This window comes from Bordetella sp. MIP270_01_BMS (genome assembly GCF_054958705.1).
In genome coordinates this window covers 3688072-3706147 of record NZ_CM143297.1, presented here as the reverse complement: position 1 = coordinate 3706147, position 18076 = coordinate 3688072, and the positions used below count along the sequence as shown (strand labels likewise).

15 protein-coding genes are annotated in these 18076 nt (G+C 62.5%); 9 read left to right on the top strand and 6 right to left on the bottom strand.

Annotation, left to right across the window (positions count from 1 at the left end):
- The 6 genes from ACV17W_RS17425 (at position 1) to ACV17W_RS17400 (ending at position 8782) form a co-directional block, all read left to right on the top strand.
- A complete protein-coding gene (locus ACV17W_RS17425; RefSeq protein WP_462593604.1) occupies positions 1 to 900 on the top strand; it encodes an ABC transporter permease in 900 nt (299 codons plus the stop codon).
- 4 nt (positions 901 to 904) lie between these two features.
- A complete protein-coding gene (locus ACV17W_RS17420; RefSeq protein WP_462593602.1) occupies positions 905 to 2563 on the top strand; it encodes an ABC transporter ATP-binding protein in 1659 nt (552 codons plus the stop codon).
- 830 nt (positions 2564 to 3393) lie between these two features.
- A complete protein-coding gene (locus tag ACV17W_RS17415) occupies positions 3394 to 4869 on the top strand; it encodes a M81 family metallopeptidase (RefSeq protein ID WP_462593601.1) in 1476 nt (491 codons plus the stop codon).
- Between the two features lie 140 nt (positions 4870 to 5009).
- Complete coding sequence (locus ACV17W_RS17410; RefSeq protein ID WP_462593600.1) at positions 5010 to 6929, top strand: DUF945 family protein; 1920 nt, start codon at positions 5010 to 5012, stop codon at positions 6927 to 6929.
- Positions 6930 to 6990: 61 nt separating this feature from the next.
- Positions 6991 to 8070 (top strand): NAD(P)-dependent oxidoreductase, encoded by a 1080-nt coding sequence (locus ACV17W_RS17405; RefSeq protein ID WP_462593599.1) that lies wholly within the window; start codon positions 6991 to 6993, stop codon positions 8068 to 8070.
- Positions 8071 to 8146: 76 nt separating this feature from the next.
- Positions 8147 to 8782 carry a Crp/Fnr family transcriptional regulator gene (locus tag ACV17W_RS17400; protein WP_462593598.1) on the top strand — a complete coding sequence of 212 codons (636 nt, stop codon included), beginning with the start codon at positions 8147 to 8149 and terminating at the stop codon, positions 8780 to 8782.
- A 227-nt stretch (positions 8783 to 9009) separates the two neighbouring features.
- Here the strand turns inward: ACV17W_RS17400 and ACV17W_RS17395 are convergent, their stop codons facing one another.
- The 6 genes from ACV17W_RS17395 to ACV17W_RS17370 form a co-directional block, all read right to left on the bottom strand.
- The gene (locus ACV17W_RS17395) at positions 9010 to 10638 is read right to left on the bottom strand and encodes a nitric oxide reductase activation protein NorD (RefSeq protein WP_462593597.1); all 1629 of its coding nucleotides are present in this window, start codon (positions 10636 to 10638) and stop codon (positions 9010 to 9012) included.
- A 250-nt stretch (positions 10639 to 10888) separates the two neighbouring features.
- Positions 10889 to 12310, bottom strand: coding sequence for a cbb3-type cytochrome c oxidase subunit I (locus ACV17W_RS17390; protein ID WP_462593595.1), 1422 nt, complete (start codon positions 12308 to 12310; stop codon positions 10889 to 10891).
- 3 nt (positions 12311 to 12313) lie between these two features.
- The gene (locus ACV17W_RS17385; protein WP_462593594.1) at positions 12314 to 12754 is read right to left on the bottom strand and encodes a c-type cytochrome; all 441 of its coding nucleotides are present in this window, start codon (positions 12752 to 12754) and stop codon (positions 12314 to 12316) included.
- 108 nt (positions 12755 to 12862) lie between these two features.
- A complete protein-coding gene (locus ACV17W_RS17380) occupies positions 12863 to 13123 on the bottom strand; it encodes a cytochrome C oxidase subunit IV family protein (protein ID WP_462593593.1) in 261 nt (86 codons plus the stop codon).
- Positions 13124 to 13125: 2 nt separating this feature from the next.
- Positions 13126 to 13716 (bottom strand): cytochrome c oxidase subunit 3, encoded by a 591-nt coding sequence (locus ACV17W_RS17375; protein WP_462593592.1) that lies wholly within the window; start codon positions 13714 to 13716, stop codon positions 13126 to 13128.
- On the bottom strand, positions 13700 to 14512 hold the full coding sequence (locus ACV17W_RS17370; protein WP_462593591.1) for an AAA family ATPase: 813 nt from the start codon (positions 14510 to 14512) through the stop codon (positions 13700 to 13702). Before ACV17W_RS17370 ends, ACV17W_RS17375 begins: the two co-directional genes overlap by 17 nt.
- A 334-nt stretch (positions 14513 to 14846) precedes the next feature.
- Here ACV17W_RS17370 and ACV17W_RS17365 point away from each other — a divergent pair, with 334 nt between their 5' ends.
- Genes ACV17W_RS17365 through ACV17W_RS17355 form a run of 3 tightly spaced genes read left to right on the top strand, consistent with a single transcriptional unit; the run spans position 14847 to position 18066 of the window.
- Positions 14847 to 16505, top strand: coding sequence for a cytochrome D1 domain-containing protein (locus tag ACV17W_RS17365; protein WP_462593590.1), 1659 nt, complete (start codon positions 14847 to 14849; stop codon positions 16503 to 16505).
- Between the two features lie 57 nt (positions 16506 to 16562).
- On the top strand, positions 16563 to 17156 hold the full coding sequence (locus tag ACV17W_RS17360; protein WP_462593589.1) for a NapC/NirT family cytochrome c: 594 nt from the start codon (positions 16563 to 16565) through the stop codon (positions 17154 to 17156).
- A gap of 40 nt (positions 17157 to 17196) precedes the next feature.
- Positions 17197 to 18066 carry an ethylbenzene dehydrogenase-related protein gene (locus ACV17W_RS17355; RefSeq protein ID WP_462596578.1) on the top strand — a complete coding sequence of 290 codons (870 nt, stop codon included), beginning with the start codon at positions 17197 to 17199 and terminating at the stop codon, positions 18064 to 18066.
- Positions 18067 to 18076: the final 10 nt, after the last annotated feature.

The window sequence follows — 18076 nt, the reverse complement described above, 5'->3', positions numbered from 1 at the left end:
ATGGCCCTGCAATCCGACGCCATCGCACAAGCCGCCGACGCGCCCGTCGCCGATCCGCGCACGACAGCCTGGCGCCGCGTTCGCCATGGCCTGAAAAGCTGGCCCGTGCTGCTCGCCCTGATCGTGCTGCTGCTCATCGTCGCCGCGGCGCTGCTGGCTCCATGGGTGGGCACGGTCAATCCCACCGCCATCGATCCGGGCAATCGCCTCAAACCCCCATTCAGCGGATATCTGCTCGGCACCGACGCATTCGGACGCGACATCTGGTCGCGTGTGGTCTATGGCGCCCGCATATCGCTGATCGCCGGCCTGGGCGCGGCGCTCATCAGCGTGCTGGCGGGCCTGGTCATCGGCCTGATCGCCGGCTGGTTCCGCTCGCTCGACGGAATCATCATGCGGGTCATGGACGCCATCATGGCGATTCCCGGCATCCTGCTTGCTATCGCGCTGGTGTCGGTCACCGGCGCCAGCCTGACCACCGTACTGGTGGCCATCACCATCCCGGAAATTCCGCGAGTCGTGCGGCTGGTGCGCGGACAGATCCTCAGCGTGCGAGGCGAGCCCTACGTCGAGGCCGCGCTGGCCCTGGGCACGCCGCTGCCTCTGCTGCTGTGGCGCCACATGGTACCCAGCACGGTCGCGCCCCTCACCGTGCAGGGCACCTACGTTTTCGCCTCGGCCATGCTTACCGAGGCCATCCTCAGCTTCCTCGGCGCAGGCATCCCGCCCGAAATCCCTTCCTGGGGCAACATCATGTCCGAAGGCCGCATGTATTTCCGAATGCTGCCCGGGTTGATCCTCTTTCCCGGGCTCTTCCTGTCGCTGACGGTACTCAGCGTCAATATCCTGGGCGATGCGCTGCGCGACGCGCTCGATCCCAAGATGGTACGAAGGATCTGACGCCATGTCCTATGTTCCCCATCCTCCGCCTGGCGACACCACCGACGCCGTACTGGCCATCCGCAACCTGTCGGTCGAAGTCGCTGGCGCCGGCAACCGAGTCGTGCGCAATCTCAGTCTCGACGTCCACGCGGGAGAAACCGTCTGCGTAGTCGGCGAATCCGGCTCCGGCAAATCCGTCACCTCGCTGGCGGTAATGGGCCTGCTGCCGCCTGGCGTGCTGAAGCCCAGCGGCACTGTACGCGTCGAGGGCGAAGACGTCCTCACGGCAACGCCGCGCCGTTTGCGCGAACTGCGCGCCACGCGCATGGCCATGGTTTTCCAGGAACCCATGACCGCACTCAACCCCGTGCACACGGTCGGCCGTCAGGTCGACGAAGTCCTGCGTCTGCATCGCCGCATGTCAGGCGCGCAGCGGCGCACCAAGGTGCTCGACATGTTCCGCTCCGTCCACTTGCCCGACGTCGAGCGCATTTACGACTCCTACCCCCACCAACTGTCGGGCGGACAGCGCCAGCGCATCGTCATCGCCATGGCGCTCATCCTCGAACCGCGGCTGCTCATCGCCGACGAACCCACCACCGCCCTCGACGTAACCACGCAAAAGCAGATACTCGCGCTCATCAAGGAGCTGCAGGTCAAGCACCAGACCGCCGTCCTGTTCATCACCCACGACTTCGGCGTGGTCGCCGAAATCGCCGACCGCATCGTGGTCATGAATCGCGGCGACCTCATCGAAAGCGGCACGCGCGACGACATCCTCGCACGCCCGCAGCAAAGCTACACCCGCCGTCTCGTCTCTTCCGTGCCCAGCCTCGTCCCCGTACAGCGCGACGCCCCCGCCGGCGACCCCGTCCTCAAGGTACGCGGCCTGGGCCGTACCTACACCGAAAAGCGCTCCTTCTGGAGCCGAGGCGCGCGCTCGGTGCAGGCCGCCAACGACGTCAACCTGGTATTGCGCAAGGGCGAAATCCTCGGAATCGTGGGCGAATCCGGCTCCGGCAAATCCACCGTGGCGCGATGCATCCTGCGCCTGATCGAACCCACCACGGGCTCCATGCTGATCGGCAACGACGATATTTCCACGCTGTCAGGCGCTGCACTCAGGCCAGTACGCCGCCGCATCCAGATCGTCTTCCAGGATCCCTACCGGTCGCTCAACCCGCGCCGCAAAGTGGGCGAGTCCATCATCGAAGGCCTGCTCAATTTCGGCACCTCGCGCACGCACGCGCTCGAACGCGCGGTCGAAACACTGCGCGTCGTCGGCATGGGCGCCGAAGTCATGGAGCGCTATCCCCACCAGTTCTCAGGCGGACAGCGGCAACGCCTCTGCATCGCGCGGGCGCTCGTGATGGAACCGGAAGTTCTTGTCGCCGACGAAGCCGTCTCCGCCCTCGACGTCTCGGTGCAAGCCCAAGTGCTGGAGCTGCTCGAACAGATCCGCCAGCGTACCGGCGTAGGCGTCCTGTTCATCACACATGACCTGCGCGTCGCCGCACAGATCTGCGACACCATCATGGTGATGCAACGCGGCGTGGTAGTCGAAACCGGAGCCGCCGAAGTCGTCCTCACCCAACCCTCGCACGACTACACCCGTGCCCTCATCGACGCCGCCCCCGGCCGCGGATGGGACTTCCGCAACTTCAGGCCCCTCGCCGCATGACCCAGGGCCCTCGTAGGCGCCTCCCACATCCGGGACGGCGCGAGCAAACCGCCAACACGGCAGCCGCGCCAGCCGCACAGACCACCGCTGCAGATCATCCTCGCCCCACCCCGCGGCAGCGCCCTGCCCAGCCCGCCGCTGCAGTGCTCACCGCAGTGCTTACCGCAGTGCTCACCTCTGCAAGGTCCAACACAGGCAGCCACACACCGCCTCATCACGCGTCATCCCATCGCATCCACGCATCCCCAGCCTACGAACCGAGTCGCGAGGCGTTCGGGGTGGCGGGGCCGGCGTGTTGGGCGGCGGGGCAGCCTGCGCAGCAGGCCGAGGGCGCCTGCATGTGCCCGAGCCCGACGCACGTACGCCGGACACGCCACCCCGAACGACCCGCGACGCCCCAAGCACGCCGACCCAAGCACGACAGCCCAAGCGCGACGACCTCGCACTACCACTTCGGATCAACCTCTCCCCGCCCCGAGCGACCCGAGACAACCCAGCCGTCACAGCCCAAAGCACCCACGCGTCCCCAGCCTACGAACCGAGTCGCGAGGCGTTCGGGGTGGCGGGGCCGGCGTGTTGGGCGGCGGGGCAGCCTGCGCAGCAGGCCGAGGGCGCCTGCATGTGCCCGAGCCCGACGCACGTACGCCGGACACGCCACCCCGAACGACCCGCGACGGCCCAAGCACGCCGCCCCAAGCACGCCGATCCAAGCACGACAGCCCGAGCGCGACGACTTCAGATCAACCTCTCCCCGCTCCGAGCGACCCGAGCGCGCCTCGAGCGCATCACACCATCCCCGTACCCTTCATAACCCTTCCTGGAGCACGAGCATGCGCTGGCTGCTGGCAATGATCAAGCACGAAACCAACACGTTCTCCCCGGTGGCGACGCCGCTTGAACGCTTCTTCCGCGGCAGCCCTGAGATCCTCGCGGGCGAGCGCGCCATTCGCGCCTATGAAAACACCGATAGCGGCCTCGGCGGTTACATCGAGGTCGCCCGCCGCGAAGGGGCCGACATCGTCGTGCCAGTGGCAGCCGAATCGTGGCCCAGCGCTCCCACCGATGCGAACACCTACGAGCTTCTCTGCGCGCTGGTGCTCGATGAAGTCAGACGCGGCGGCTACGACGCCATTTTGCTCGACCTGCACGGGGCAATGGTGGCACAGGGCATCGAAGACGCCGAAGGCACTCTGCTCAGTCGCCTGCGCGAAATCGACCCGCACACCCCTGTCGCAGTCACGTTGGACATGCACGCCAACATTTACGACGACATCGTCCGCCACGCCACCGTGGTCACCGGCTTCCATACCTACCCGCACGTCGACATTCGCGACAGCGGCGTGCGCGCGGCCGACGTCATCGTGCGCACCCTGAAAGGCGAAATTCGGCCCGTCATGACCTGGGCCAACAAACCCATGCTGCCCCACATCATGTGCCAGGGCACCCATGCCGATCCCAACAAATCGCTCCAGGACCGTTGCCGCCAGCTCGAATCACAAGGCGTGCTTGCCGCATCGGTCTTCGTGGGGTTCCCGCATGCCGACATTCGCGAAGCCGGACTGAGCGCCGTCATCTGCACCGACGACGACCTGGCCTCTGCCGAACGCTATCGCGACGAACTGCTCGACGCCGCCTGGCAAGGCCGCGAGCAGTGGGTGTTCCATTGCGAACCCCTGGAGCCCGCCATCGCGCGCGCCAAGACGATCGAACAGGGTCCCGTCATCCTGCTGGACCATTTTGACAATACCGGCTCGGGCGGCACCATGGACACCACCGCCGTGTTGGCGGAAATTTTGCGCCAGGAACTCGACAACGTCGCCTTCTATGCCCTGTGCGACCCCGAGGCCGCACAACAGGCGGCAGCCGCCGGGGTCGGCTCGGAAATCACCTTGAGCCTGGGCGGCAAAGTGCCCATGCCCGCCCTCAAGCAACAAAGCAAGCCGCTGAGCGTGACGGGCCGGGTAAAGCTGGCGTTCGACGGCGTCTACCTGAACCGTGGCCCCATGTATCGCGGCGTACGCAACGACACCGGACTCACGGTCGTGTTCGACACGGGGCGCGTTCAGATCGTCATCGTGTCCCGCCACCAGGAACCCTTTGATATCAACTGCCTGTTGTCCGCCGGCATCGACCCACTGCAAAAGCGCTACGTTGCCCTGAAGAGCCGCGTGCACTGGCGGGCGGGATTTTCCGAGATGGCTACCGAAATCATCGCCTGCACCGGCGAAGGCGTCACTACGTCAGACTATGCACAACTGGAATTCCGGCACGTGCGCCGTCCCATCTACCCCCTGGATTCCATGTAAGCACCGCAGCGGAAACGTCTGGTAACGCCACTGGAACCCTGCCTGCCGGCCGCATCGGTATACTCGCCGCGGGCGATCGCCCTAGCCTGGCCCGCCGCGGGGCTTGCCAGGCCGCATTCAAACGAAAGTTGGACGGTACGATGAAAAAGGCAGTGGGGATCACGGCGGGGGTTGTGGTGGTGGCGGTGGTAGGTTGGCTGGGCGCCACCTGGTACACCGGCAAACGCATCGAGGCCGAATCGCCCGCACGGCTGGCGGAAGTCAACCAGAAGCTTGCCGACGCCATGGCCGGCATGAGCTTCGGACTCGAAATCCGCCAGACCGCATACCAAAGGCATTTCTTCTCCAGCCACGCCCGATACGCCGTCGCGCTCACCAAGACAGCCGACGCGCCAGAAGACCTTCCCGAAGGCGCAGCAGAGTTCGTCTCGCACATCCAGCACGGCCCATTTGCTCGGGGCGCCCTGGCCCGAGGGCAATGGCTGCCCAAACTGGCCTTCGTGCATGCCGAACTCGCCGCCAGCGACGACGTAAAGCCGCTGTTCGACCTGACCAAAGGCGAATCGCCCTTCAAGAGCGACACAATCGTTTCCTACAACGGCGACACGACCGGAACGGCAGAAATATCGCCCATCGAGATCAGCAAAGATGGCATGACGTTCTCGTTCAGCGGCGCGCAGGCGCAAGGCGCCTACACCCAATCTTCCCGCAGTTCCACTGGCCACATCAACATCGACCGGGTCGCGCTCGACGCGAGCCAGGGTGAACGGCCGGCCAAGATAAACGCGAACGGCATCTCTCTCAGCCTGGACAGCCGGCAAGGCCAGTTTGGCTTCGGCATCGGCAACACCGACGCTCAGATCCAGCAATTGCGCATCGAAGACCTGGACACGGATACCACCGTCGTCCTCCAGTCGCTCGGCTATTCCGCCAGCCTCGCCGAAACCGGCAAGAATCTGAACCTGGAGATGCGCTACCAGGTGGGCCAAGTCGACGTCAACGATCGACATTTCGGCCAGGCGCAGGCCGTCATCAAGCTGAATCGTCTGGACGGCCAGGCCATGGCCGAAATTTCCAGGCTCTATAACGAAGTCTTTACCGACATCGGGCCCGATGGCACGCCATCCGAGGCCCTGACGCCAGAGCGGCAACAGGCCCTGCTGCTGGCAGGCCGCCAGATGCTGGCTGGCAATCCCACCCTGCAGCTTGACCCGGTCACCTGGAAAACCGCCAAAGGCGAAAGCACGCTCACGCTCAATCTCGACCTCACCCAGCCTGCCGCACTCGGCGCAGACACGCCCACTGCCGACGATCCCCGGACCCTGATCCAGCAGGCCATCAAGTCGCTCAATGTCAAACTGGTCGTATCCAAGCCCATGGCCCAGGACATCATCGCCCAGGTGTTGCAGACACAAGGTCTCGACGCCACGCAGGCCGCTGGCGAAGCCGATGAGCAGATCCGCGCGGCCGCAGGCATGGCCGAAATGCTGGGTCTGGGCCAGAACGACGGCGACAATCTGGTCAGCACCTTCCTGTATGCCGATGGTGCCGCCACCCTGAACGGCAACCCGGTTCCCGTGGAAGATCTGCTGGGGAACCTGGTCGGCGGACTTGACGACGACTATCAAGAATCAGGCAGCAATCTGTTGAGCTCGCTCGACCCGGACCTGACGGGCCAGATCCTGGACGAGGCTGGCTACAACTACCAAACCACCACGGCCCCGGGCGGAAACCCCGTCATCGAGATTGAACCGGGCGATTCCGGCGCCACCAGCCTGCGTATCAAGTTCCATGACTGCGACATCGACAGCAGCTGTGCCGACCTGTTGCTCCGTGCCAGCTTTGCGTCGGCACAGCCCATATCGCTGCGCCGCCTGAATGACTGGAACACCAATAACCGCTGGACGCGCGCCTATCTCGACACCGACAATCAGGCCGTGCTTGAAATGGACGTCAATGCCTATGGCGGCATCGGCGACCACGGCGCTGATTACCTGGTAAAGATGTTCCTGGCCTCGGTACCCCAGTTTGCCGAGACATTGGCCCACCCGTCACCCTGATACAGTTTTCTGATTCGCTTGATCATTCGCAAAACGCCCGCGCAGTCCGCGGGCGTTTTGCATGGGGCGGCCCGTAAACTGGCACGCGATGCGCGCCCTGTACGGCCACACCGGCCGGCAGTCCGATGCGCGTACTCTGGCCCGCATGCAATTCCTTCCGCTTTTTCATTTCTTGCAAGGCCGCACCGTCCTCATCGTCGGAGGCGGCGAAGTGGCGCTGCGCAAGGCGCGCCTGGTGCATGCCGCCGGTGCACGCCTGCGCATCGTGGCCCCGTGCCTGCATCCCGAACTGCCCACGCTCGCGGCGGAACTGCATCCACGCAAATACACCGAAGCCGACCTCCACGACGTGGCCCTGGTCATCGCCGCCACCGATCAGCCCTCATTGAATGCCAGCATCTCGGCGCACGCGCAGGCGCGCGGCATACCGGTCAACGTGGTCGATTCACCCACGCTGTGCAGCGCCATCTTTCCTGCGGTGGTCGACCGCTCCCCGCTCGTCGTGGCCATCAGCAGCGGCGGACACGCGCCGGTGCTGGCGCGCCTTGTGCGGGCCAAGATCGAAACCTGGTTGCCGTCCCACTACGGCCAGTTGGCCGAACTGGCACGCCAGTTCCGCGTTCGGGTGCAATGCTGGCTGCCCGACGTACGGCAACGCCGAGTGTTCTGGGAACGCGTATTCCAGGGCCCGATAGCCGAAGCCATATTCGCCGGCGGCGCCACCCGGGCCCGGCGCCTGCTCGAAGACCAGCTGCGTGCCGCCCCAGCCCCCAGCCATGGCGAGATCTACCTTATCGGCACTGGTCCGGGCGACCCCGACCTGCTCACCTTCCGCGCCCTGCGTCTCATGCAGCAGGCCGAGGTCGTACTGTGCACGCCCGCCGTCTCGCCCGCCATGGTCGAACTGTGCCGCCGCGACGCCGATCGCATTCCGCTGCGCCACTGCCAGGGCGAGCCCTACTCGTGCGACAGCGAACAATTGGCCGGTCTTGCCCGTGCAGGCAGGCGGGTCGCTCTGCTGGTGCCGGGCGACGCAGCACTCTTGCAGGGACATGCCCTGCTGCAAGCGCTGGGCGAGCAAGACATTCTCTACCATGTGGTGCCGGGGGTCAGCTTCCCGGCGCTGCCGGTTTCCACTTGAGGCGGGCTCCGGCCCGATGCCCATCCACACCATGCAGCTTCATCGCGTCCACCATCAGATCCTCCGCAGTCATCACTTGTTCGAGCCCCTGAGCGAAGCCCAGCTCGATACCCTGCTACAAACGGCACGGCTGCTCAATATCGACAAGGGCGAAAAACTGTTCCACCAGGGCGAGCCGGCCCACGCGTTCTATTTCGTGATCTCTGGTACCGTCAAGATCTACCGCGTCACGCCCGACGGCCAGGAAAAGGTCTTCGACGTCATCGGCGGCCGGCAAACCTTCGCCGAAGCCATGATGCTGATGGACACGCCCGATTACGTCGCCTCGGCCCAGGCCATCGCCCCCTCGCAGCTCTACCGGTTTTCCAACAACACCTACATGGAACTGTTGCGCAACAACAGCCCACTGACTTTCGCATTGCTGGGCAAGCTCTGCATACGGCTGCATCAGCGCATCAACGAAATCGAAACACTGTCCCTGAAAAACGCCACCCACCGCGTAGTGCGTTATCTGTTGACACAGTTGGCGCGCCGGCCCGGTATCGACAACTTCGATCTTCCCATGGCCAAACGCCTCGTCGCGGGGCACCTCTCCATCCAGCCCGAGACCTTCTCTCGCATCATCCGCCGCCTGATCGATGAAAACATCATCACGCAGCAAGGCAACCACATCTGCGTGCTAAACAGCCAGCGTCTGGAAACCTTCGAATAGTTGCTCCGTCTCCAGTCGCCCGCCATGTCAGAATGCCTCTACTGTCGGCACAACTCGCCCCACTCCACGCAGCATTGCACACACTGCGGCATGCCGCTGCCGGCACTCGCCGCCCTGGTGCAACGGCGTCGCCTGCGCCGATTCCGGTGGTTCTGCGTCGCACTGGCCGTGTTCTGCATCGTCATGATCTATTGGCTGCCAAGAAATCCCCTCTGACTACGGGCGCGTCAGGGCTGCGTAAGCTGGCGGTACAACTGCGGCAGGCGATACGGCAATAGCTCCGGTTGGCGTATCAATGTATAGCCATGCGCTCCGAACATATAAGGCAGGTAAGCCCCTGCCTCGCGATCGATGGTTATACAAAAAGGAATCAGCCCTTTGCGGCGTGCTTCGATCACTGCCTGACGGGTGTCCTCCACCCCATAACGGCCTTCATAGCGGTCGAGATCGTTGGGTTTGCCGTCTGTGACCAACAAGAGCAGTTTTCGCCTGCTCGACGTCGACGCCAGCAGACGCGTCGCATGGCGCAAGGCGGCGCCCATGCGCGTGTAATACCCGGGACGTAACGCCAGCACCCGGCCGCGGGTGTCGTCGCCATAACGCTGGCCGAAAGCTTTCAATTCCAGCATACGAACCTGGTGACGCCGCAACGAGGAAAATCCGTACATTGCGAAACGGTCGCCAACCGCCGCCAAGGCCTCGCCGAATAACAACAGGCTGTCGCCAATCACATCGATGACGCGGTGCTGGTCATCCAGGTGGGCGTCCGTCGACATCGAAATGTCGGCCAGAAGCAGACAAGACAAATCGCGCCGTGTCTGGCGTCGATCATGAAACCACCCCCGCTCGGCACAATTGCCGTGCTGCAGGTCAACCTGGAAGTCTATCCACGCCTGTATGTCGAGTTCGCTGCCCACAGCTTGCTGGCGCAGCCATTGCCGCTCGCTGCGCAAATGCTCGAACTGGCGGCGCAGCCGCCGTGCCAGCGGCGCCAGACGCAGGGGCAAGGCAGCCGGCGTCGACGCGCGTGGCGACATTACCTGCACCTGAACGAAATCTTCCAGCAGATGCTGGCGCCGATAATCCCATTCAGGCAAGGCGAGCGGCCCGCCAAGTGGCTGATCATCAGCATCGGCCGGCGGTAGATCGAGATCCAGCTTCAACCCCCCGCTGCGTCGGGTGGGCCGGCGCGAGACCGCCAGTTCGTCCAGGTCTTCAGCCACTCGCGCAGCGTCCAGGTCGTCGCTGTCATCGCCGCGCCGATCCAGGTCCACGTGCTCGGACCAGCTGAACAGGTTTTCAAGCCGTATGAGCAGCAGGCCGTCCTTGCCGGAATGGTCGTCCACACGGGTGGCGCGCTTTCGTGCCGCACTATGCGTGTGCGTCAATGCGCGCGTCTCTCCGTCGTCCGTAGCCGATTGCGTCGGCTGGGTCTCGCCGACGCGTTGCGGGGGGTACAGCCACATGGGCACGGGCCAAGGTGCGCGCTCGCTACGAGGAAAATCCGTCACGCTGCCCGGCTGATCCAGCGCCCGCCGCACGGCCCGTTCCAGGGCGGCCTCAGCCCCGCGCATACCGGCCGGGTCAGGCCGGATAGCGAGGTGGGCCGTCACCAGGGCGCGATAACGTGGCCGCAGGGCCGGAAATCGACTCAGCAGTGCCACCGTCCAGCTTTGGTTATCACGGCCCCAGTGCTGCATACGAGGCGCCTGAGCCGCCATCAGCACCAGCCAGCGGTACAGCTGGCCATTCAGTGCCTGGTCTGGAAATACCGCAAGTTGTCGCGGCAAGCGCAGCGTGTCGGAATCACGCCAGGCCAACACTTCCGCCGACCCGCTTCCGGCCAATCTCTGCATCGCATTGCGACGCGTAAGCAACCGGCGGCGGTCCGCAACTTCAAGCCCTATGCCCCCCTCGCCGCCCATCGCGCGAAATAGAACCGAAAGTCCCCGTTGAACGTCGGCCAGATGCACCCCGGCTTCAGGATAGTCGCGGGCGGCCCGACGTGTAATGAACCGGTGCCAAATGCCTCCCACCCACTCTTCAAGCTCGATACCCAAGCGCAGGTCCTTTCAGTGTGGGAAGGAAGCATTCACGGGCGCCGCATTACGCGCCCGAGACGGCCGGCCGCGGCCCTGCCTGGCCTTGCTGACGGAAACTCGACAGATAGCAGGCCAGTCCCCACATGAACATCACGCCCGCGCCCAGGCGCAGCCAGAAGAATACGGCTAGTTGTTCCATGGTGTTCATGAACGACATGGCGCCTGCATCAGCTGGAAGTCGTTGCAGCCATACCTGCACCAGTCCCGCGGCCGTGAGCAGCAGCGTAATGGCCAGCATAGATATGGTCATGAGCCAGAAACCCCATAGTTCCTTGCGCTGCGCGGATTCTGGCGGTGCCTCGCCAAGGCCTCTCAAGCGCGGCATGGCATAGGAAATCATGGTGAGCACGATCATGACGTATGCACCGTAGAATGCGAGGTGGCCGTGTGCCGCGGTCAGTTGCGTGCCATGCGTGTAGTAATTCACCGGCGCCAAAGTATGAATGAAGCCCCATACACCGGCCCCAAGAAAAGCCGTGACGGTCGTGCCTATGGCCCAGTACGACGCAGCGCGGTTCGGGTGCTGGCGGCGGCGCCTTTTCATCATGTTCCAGGCAAAAAGCACCATCGCGAAGAAGGGTAGCGGCTCGAGTGCGGAAAATATCGAACCCAACCACAGCCACACACCGGGAGCCCCGATCCAGAAGTAATGATGGCCGGTACCGATAATGCCCGTGATCAGCGCCATGCCGATAATGACGTAGAGCCACTTCTCGACGACTTCGCGGTCGACACCGGTAATCTTGATCAGTACGAAGGCCAGCATGGAACCCATGATCAGCTCCCATACGCCTTCCACCCACAGATGTACCACCCACCACCAATAGAACTTGTCACGCGCAAGGTTCTCGGGGTTGTAGAACGAGAACAGGAACAAGACCGCCAGGCCGATCAGGCCGGTCATCATCACCATGCTGATGGCGGTCTTTCGGCCCTTGAGCATCGTCATGCCGATGTTATACAGAAAACCCAGCGCCACCACCACGATACCCGCCTTGGTGATGGTGGGTTGTTCCAGGAACTCCCGGCCCATGGTGGGTAGCATGTCGTTGCCTGTCATGGCAGCCAGCCCGGCATACGGCACCAGCAGATAGCCCAGTATGGTCAGGACGCCGGCCGCGGCGAACACCCAGAACAATACCAATGCCAGCTTGGGGCTATGCAGTTCGTGGTCAGATTCTTCGGGAATCAGATAATACGCAGCGCCCATGAAGCCAAACAGCAACCATACGATCAGCAGGTTGGTATGCACCATGCGGGCCACGTTGAAGGGGATGAGAGGAAACAGGAAGTCTCCCACCACATACTGCAGGCCCATGACCAGGCCAAACAGTATCTGGCCTGCGAACAGGATCAGTGCAAAGACAAAGTACGGTTTCGCCACGGCTTGCGAGGCGAACTTGAGATGCGGATTGATGGCGTTCATGGTTCAACCCTCGCGGTTGGGAGGCCAGTTGTAATTGTTGATCCTGGACGTCCATTTCAGGAACTCGGCCAGGTCGTCCACTTGCCGTTCGCTGAGATTGAACTGCGGCATGGCGCGGCGTCCTGGCACACCCAAAGGTTGGGCACTCATCCAGGCGCGCAGGAACGAATGGAAATCCTGGTCGCCGCCGCGCCGCTCGTAGACGTTGGCCAGCTCGGGGGCGAAGTACGCGCCCTCGCCCAGGATCGTGTGGCAACCGACGCAGTTGTTCTGTTCCCAGACCAATTTTCCGCGTACCACGGCCTCGGTCATCTGATCCTGGTTGGTGCGCTGTGGAAATTGTTCTTCGGTATGGAAGGTCAAGGCCAGGAATATCAGGATGAAGAAAACGCTACCCCCAAAATAGATATTCCTGGCCATACCCTTGGTAAAGGTTTCTGGCATGATGGCCCCTGTTGGCTTTAGGTGGGCATCATTCTAGAAAGGGGCTGTGACCAGTTCGCATGACCGCAATCAAGAATAAAAAGTTGTCACCCAGTGCGATCAGGATGATCAGGCAGGCCGCAGAAACCCGGCGCACAACAACGCCAGCACCATGATGACCGGCCAACCCATCAGCAGCCACCGCCATGCGGGTGGCCCATGACGTAGCTCCATGAATCCATCGATGATCAGCCAGGCCTTGGCCAGGGCGAGACCGATCATCACTAACTGCGCGCCCTGCCGCACCAACAGGTCTGCCGCGTGTACCGATGCGACCGTCAGCAGTATCAAGCCCAGCCATTGGCACGCCAGGCGTAGTGTGTCGCTCATCATCAATCCAACAGATAAACCACCGGGAACAGAATTACCCAGACCAAATCGATCATGTGCCAATACAGAACGCCCGACTCCAGTCCGGTCAAGTCGGTGGAGCTATGCCCCAGGGCGCGACAGCGCCACGCCAGCCAAGCCAGTATCAGCATACCCAACAGCACGTGCAAAAAATGAAACCCCGTCAGCAGCCAGTACAGCGTGAAGAACGTATCGTGCTCGAGGCTCCATCCGCCCACGGCCAGGTGCATGTACTCGCGCAGCTTCAGCCCCAAATACCCGGCCGCCGTGATCAACGCCAGTCCGAACAGCGTCGACGCGCCAGGGCGACGCTCTCGGGCGCGCGACAAGGCACACGCGGCCAGCCAGCCAGAGGTCAGCAGGCTGGCGGTCAGCGCCATGCCCGTTGAGCCGTCCAGCACCCGCCGCCCAGCCTGGAACAGCGAAGGGTGCATTGCCTGCGCCACAACGAACGACAGAATCAGTATCCCGAATACGGCGAGTTCCGCCAGAATGAACAGCCACATCGCTACGTCGCCCGGCAACCGGCCGGCGGGTTCCGGAGCCCGCTCCGCCTCAGCCGAAGTGCACATCCACGACCTCCATCAATGCAGCGACAGTCTGCGGGTCGTCCGACAGGGGTTCAGCCAGGCATGCCCGGCAAGCGTCGCGCGGCGCCATGCCTCCGCGAATCATGCGCGCCGCAAAGATCAACAGCCGTGTAGACGCCACCTCTTCCAGATCATGTTGTTCGAGCCGCCGCAACGCCTGTCCGAGATCGACCAGGCGGCCGGCTATCTGATCGTCTACGTGCGCTTCCGCCGCCACGATACTTCGCTCTTCCGCAATGGTTGGGTAGTCGAACCGTAGCGCGACAAACCGCTGCCGTGTGCTGGGCTTCATGCCTTTCAGAAGATTTTGGTACCCCGGGTTGTATGACACTACCAGCATGAAACCGGCCGGTGCCTGCAAGACCTCTCCCGTGCGTTCGATATAGAGCTCGCGCCGGTCGTCCGCAAGAGGATGAAGGACAACGGCGGTGTCCTGCCGCGCCTCGACGATCTCGTCCAGGTAGCAGATTCCCCCCTCGCGCACCGCGCGTGTCAATGGCCCGTCCTGCCACCAAGTGCCGCTCGCACCGATCAAGTGGCGCCCGACCAGGTCCGTGGCGCTGAGATCATCATGGCAAGCCACCGTGAACAAGGGCAGACCCAGGCGGTACGCCATGTACTGGACGAAGCGCGTCTTGCCGCAGCCGGTCGGCCCCTTGATCAATACGGGCATGCCATCGTGCCACGCTTGCTCGAAGAGCTGAGTCTCGTCTCCTGTCGCCCGGTAATACGGTTCACCGGTTGCACTCGCGGCATTGCCCATCCTAGGTGTGGTCATTTCGAATTTCCGATCGGTTGAATCAGCGGCGACCTTACTCGCCGGGCAAGTACGTTCTCAACCCGTCTTTAGAACAGGCTTGATTGCAGTCAACGGCTTCGCAACTCAATTGACGGCAGTCAAGCGTAGTGACCGGAGCGTTCAGTACGATCCGGCCCGAGAGTCCAAGCGCTTCAACGATCAACCACCCAGCCGCGGCCCATGCGGCCGCAACCGGCGACTCCAAGGAGAAGTTCCAATGACCCGCCCAGCATCAGCCTTCACACCCCACACTCGGCGAGCCCCCAGCGTTCCGTGCATGCCGTGGGCAGGTTTCGCGGCAAAAAGAACATTGATGGCCGGCTTGATCGCCGGTGCCTCTTTCCTGGGCGCCGGGGCTGCCCATGCCAACGCACCCGCCATGAGCGACGACGAGAAAGAAGTCGCGAAGCAAATCTACTTTGAACGCTGTGCAGGCTGCCACGGCGTGCTGCGCAAGGGAGCAACGGGCAAGAATCTCGAGCCCCACTGGGCTAAAACCGACGCGTCCGGCAACCGAACGGACGGCGGCACGCTGCAACTGGGTACCAAACGGCTCGAAAACATCATTGCGTTCGGGACCGAAGGCGGAATGGTTAACTACGACGACATTCTCACCGAACAAGAAATCAACCTCATGGCGCGCTATATCCAGCAAACGCCCGATGTCCCGCCCGAGTTCTCACTCCAGGACATGAAAGAAAGCTGGAAGCTGCTGGTGCCTGTGTCCGAGCGCCCCAAGAAGCAGCTGAACAAGATCAACCTGAAGAACGTGTTCGCGATAACACTGCGGGACGCCGGCAAGCTGGCTCTTGTAGATGGCGACAATCACAAGATCTGGAAAATCCTCGACACCGGCTACGCAGTGCACATTTCGCGGCTGTCGGCATCCGGCCGCTACGTCTATACGGTGGGGCGAGACGGCCTGACCACCATCATCGACATGTGGTTCGAAGAGCCCACCACCGTGGCCACGGTGCGTCTGGGTTCCGATGCGCGCTCGGTCGACGTATCCAAGTTCAAGGGCTACGAAGACAAATACCTGATCGGTGGTACCTACTGGCCGCCCCAGTACTCCATCATGGACGGTGAAACACTCGAGCCCATCAAAATCGTTTCCACGCGCGGGCAGACCGTGGACGGCGACTATCACCCCGAGCCACGCGTCGCCTCTATCGTGGCATCACTGCAGAAGCCAGAGTGGGTGGTAAACGTCAAGGAAACCGGACAAATACTGCTTGTCGATTACACCGACCTGAAAAACCTCAAGACCACCACCATCGAATCGGCGAAGTTCCTGCATGATGGCGGCTGGGATGCATCGGGCAGATACTTCATGGTGGCCGCCAACGCGTCGAACAAGGTCGCCGTTGCAGACACCAAGACTGGCAAACTGGCAGCATTGGTCGATACCGCCAAGATTCCGCATCCGGGGCGCGGCGCCAATTTCGTGCATAAGCAATATGGGCCGGTCTGGGCCACCGGGCATCTGGGCGATGACGTCGTCTCTTTGATCTCCACCGCTTCCGACAAGCCCGAACACGCCAAATTCAAGCAGAACAACTGGAAAGTCGTGCAAGAGCTGAAGATGCCAGGCGCCGGCAACCTGTTCGTGAAAACGCATCCGAAGTCGAAGCACTTCTGGGCCGATGCCCCGATGAACCCCGAGCGAGACGTGGCCGAGTCTGTCTACGTGTTCAACCTCGACGATCTATCCCAGGCGCCCGCCCGACTCAACGTCGCCAAAGACTCGGGTCTGCCCGAGAGCAAGGCGATACGTCGCGCAGTTCAACCCGAGTACAACCAAGCCGGCGACGAAGTCTGGGTATCTCTGTGGGGCGGCAAGGCTGACCAGTCAGCCATCGTCATTTACGACGACAAGACGCTGAAACTCAAACGCGTCATCACCGACCCGGCTGTGGTCACGCCTACCGGCAAGTTCAACGTCTACAACACCATGCACGACGTCTACTGATCCACCAGGCCTACCCTTGCCGGCGGTTTCCCTCAACGGGAAGCCGCCGCTTCCATCATGAAAAATTCCAACGGCAAGAAAGGCTTGTTCGCCCACCTGCGTCGTCCCTCTGCAAAATACTCGGTGGGTGCGCTGCTGCTCTCGGGCGTGATCCTGGGCGTCATCTTCTGGGGTGGCTTCAACACTGCGCTTGAAGCGACCAATACCGAGGCGTTCTGCATTTCATGCCACGAAATGCGGGATAACGTCTATCCCGAATACAAGGAAACCATCCACTACAGCAACAGCACGGGTGTACGGGCCACCTGCCCAGACTGTCATGTCCCCAAAGACTGGGCCTACAAGATGATCCGCAAGGTCCAGGCCTCGAAAGAGTTATGGGGCAAGCTCGTTGGAACCATTGACACACGCGAGAAGTTCGAGGCAAAGCGGCTTCAACTCGCACGCAATGAATGGCGACGCATGAAGAATTCAGATTCCCGCGAATGCCGAAATTGCCACAGCCTGGAAAGCATGAACTCCGACATGCAGAAACAGCGTGCGCGCAAGCAGCACGACATGGCCAGCGAAGACAACATGACCTGTATCGACTGCCATAAAGGCATTGCGCATCACAAACCGCAAGGCATGACTGATGCCGACGAGGAATAGCGTTGCAGGAAACCGCATAGTGAAAAGGAATCAACCCGTGATGAAGAACATCGTGCACAACGCCATAGGAGCGACCCTCGCCCTGACCACCGTATTCGCGCACGCGGCTCCGCCATCCGACTGGGGCGCGGTGCCCTCCACCGACATCGCTCTTTTTTACCCCGGCACATCCGCGATCGAGTGGATCACCAAGGGCACCGAACACGGTGGCGCGCGCGCGTTGAAGAAAGGCGAAACCTGCATGGACTGCCATTCAGAGGAAGTCGCCAACATGGGCAAGCTGATCGCGAGCGGGCAGAAACTCGAGCCAGCACCCCTCTCGGGCAAGGCACCCGCGCTGGCCATGAAGGTGCAGGCTTCGCATGACGGCGAAGCGCTATACCTGCGCTTTACCTGGAAGCAGCCTACGAGTAGCGGAGCCCCAAAAATGGACTCCGAGAATCCGGTGAAGCTCGCCTATATGCTGGCCGGCGACGCCGTCGAGCTGGCCCAGGCTGGCGGATGCTGGGGTGCCTGCCATGCCGATGCGAGAACCATGCCCGGTGCATCCGACACCAAGACAAAGTACGTCAAGGGCGGATCACTGTCCGAAGGCATTTTCTACGACCTGAATCAGTGGCGCAGCGGTGACAACAAGGCCTACGACGGCCATATTGCCGACCAGCGGGTCATGCAGGGCGGCCAGGCGCTCGTTTCCGCAGTAGGCAAACTCGACGGCGATACCTGGACGGTCGACTTCACTCGCAAGCTCGCAGGTGGCCTCGGTGATGTGCAGCTCGAAGCCGGGAAAACCTACAACTTTGGCGTAGCTATCCACGACGAGCACACCACAGGACGCTTCCATCATGTGTCATTGGGCCACCACCTGGGCCTGGATGCACCCGGCGACATCACGGCGTCCCGTCATTGATTTCGCGCGA

What these genes read in the sequence shown, in the direction of transcription:
- ACV17W_RS17355 (WP_462596578.1), top strand. Translation starts at nt 17,197, where the DNA reads ATGAAGAACATCGTGCACAACGCCATAGGAGCGACCCTCGCCCTGACC.
- ACV17W_RS17390 (WP_462593595.1), bottom strand. Translation starts at nt 12,310, where the DNA reads ATGAACGCCATCAATCCGCATCTCAAGTTCGCCTCGCAAGCCGTGGCG.
- ACV17W_RS17415 (WP_462593601.1), top strand. Translation starts at nt 3,394, where the DNA reads ATGCGCTGGCTGCTGGCAATGATCAAGCACGAAACCAACACGTTCTCC.
- ACV17W_RS17380 (WP_462593593.1), bottom strand. Translation starts at nt 13,123, where the DNA reads ATGAGCGACACACTACGCCTGGCGTGCCAATGGCTGGGCTTGATACTG.
- ACV17W_RS17405 (WP_462593599.1), top strand. Translation starts at nt 6,991, where the DNA reads ATGGGGCGGCCCGTAAACTGGCACGCGATGCGCGCCCTGTACGGCCAC.
- ACV17W_RS17425 (WP_462593604.1), top strand. Translation starts at nt 1, where the DNA reads ATGGCCCTGCAATCCGACGCCATCGCACAAGCCGCCGACGCGCCCGTC.
- ACV17W_RS17410 (WP_462593600.1), top strand. Translation starts at nt 5,010, where the DNA reads ATGAAAAAGGCAGTGGGGATCACGGCGGGGGTTGTGGTGGTGGCGGTG.
- ACV17W_RS17365 (WP_462593590.1), top strand. Translation starts at nt 14,847, where the DNA reads ATGGCCGGCTTGATCGCCGGTGCCTCTTTCCTGGGCGCCGGGGCTGCC.
- ACV17W_RS17385 (WP_462593594.1), bottom strand. Translation starts at nt 12,754, where the DNA reads ATGCCAGAAACCTTTACCAAGGGTATGGCCAGGAATATCTATTTTGGG.
- ACV17W_RS17375 (WP_462593592.1), bottom strand. Translation starts at nt 13,716, where the DNA reads ATGTGCACTTCGGCTGAGGCGGAGCGGGCTCCGGAACCCGCCGGCCGG.
- ACV17W_RS17395 (WP_462593597.1), bottom strand. Translation starts at nt 10,638, where the DNA reads ATGCAGAGATTGGCCGGAAGCGGGTCGGCGGAAGTGTTGGCCTGGCGT.
- ACV17W_RS17420 (WP_462593602.1), top strand. Translation starts at nt 905, where the DNA reads ATGTCCTATGTTCCCCATCCTCCGCCTGGCGACACCACCGACGCCGTA.
- ACV17W_RS17370 (WP_462593591.1), bottom strand. Translation starts at nt 14,512, where the DNA reads ATGACCACACCTAGGATGGGCAATGCCGCGAGTGCAACCGGTGAACCG.
- ACV17W_RS17360 (WP_462593589.1), top strand. Translation starts at nt 16,563, where the DNA reads ATGAAAAATTCCAACGGCAAGAAAGGCTTGTTCGCCCACCTGCGTCGT.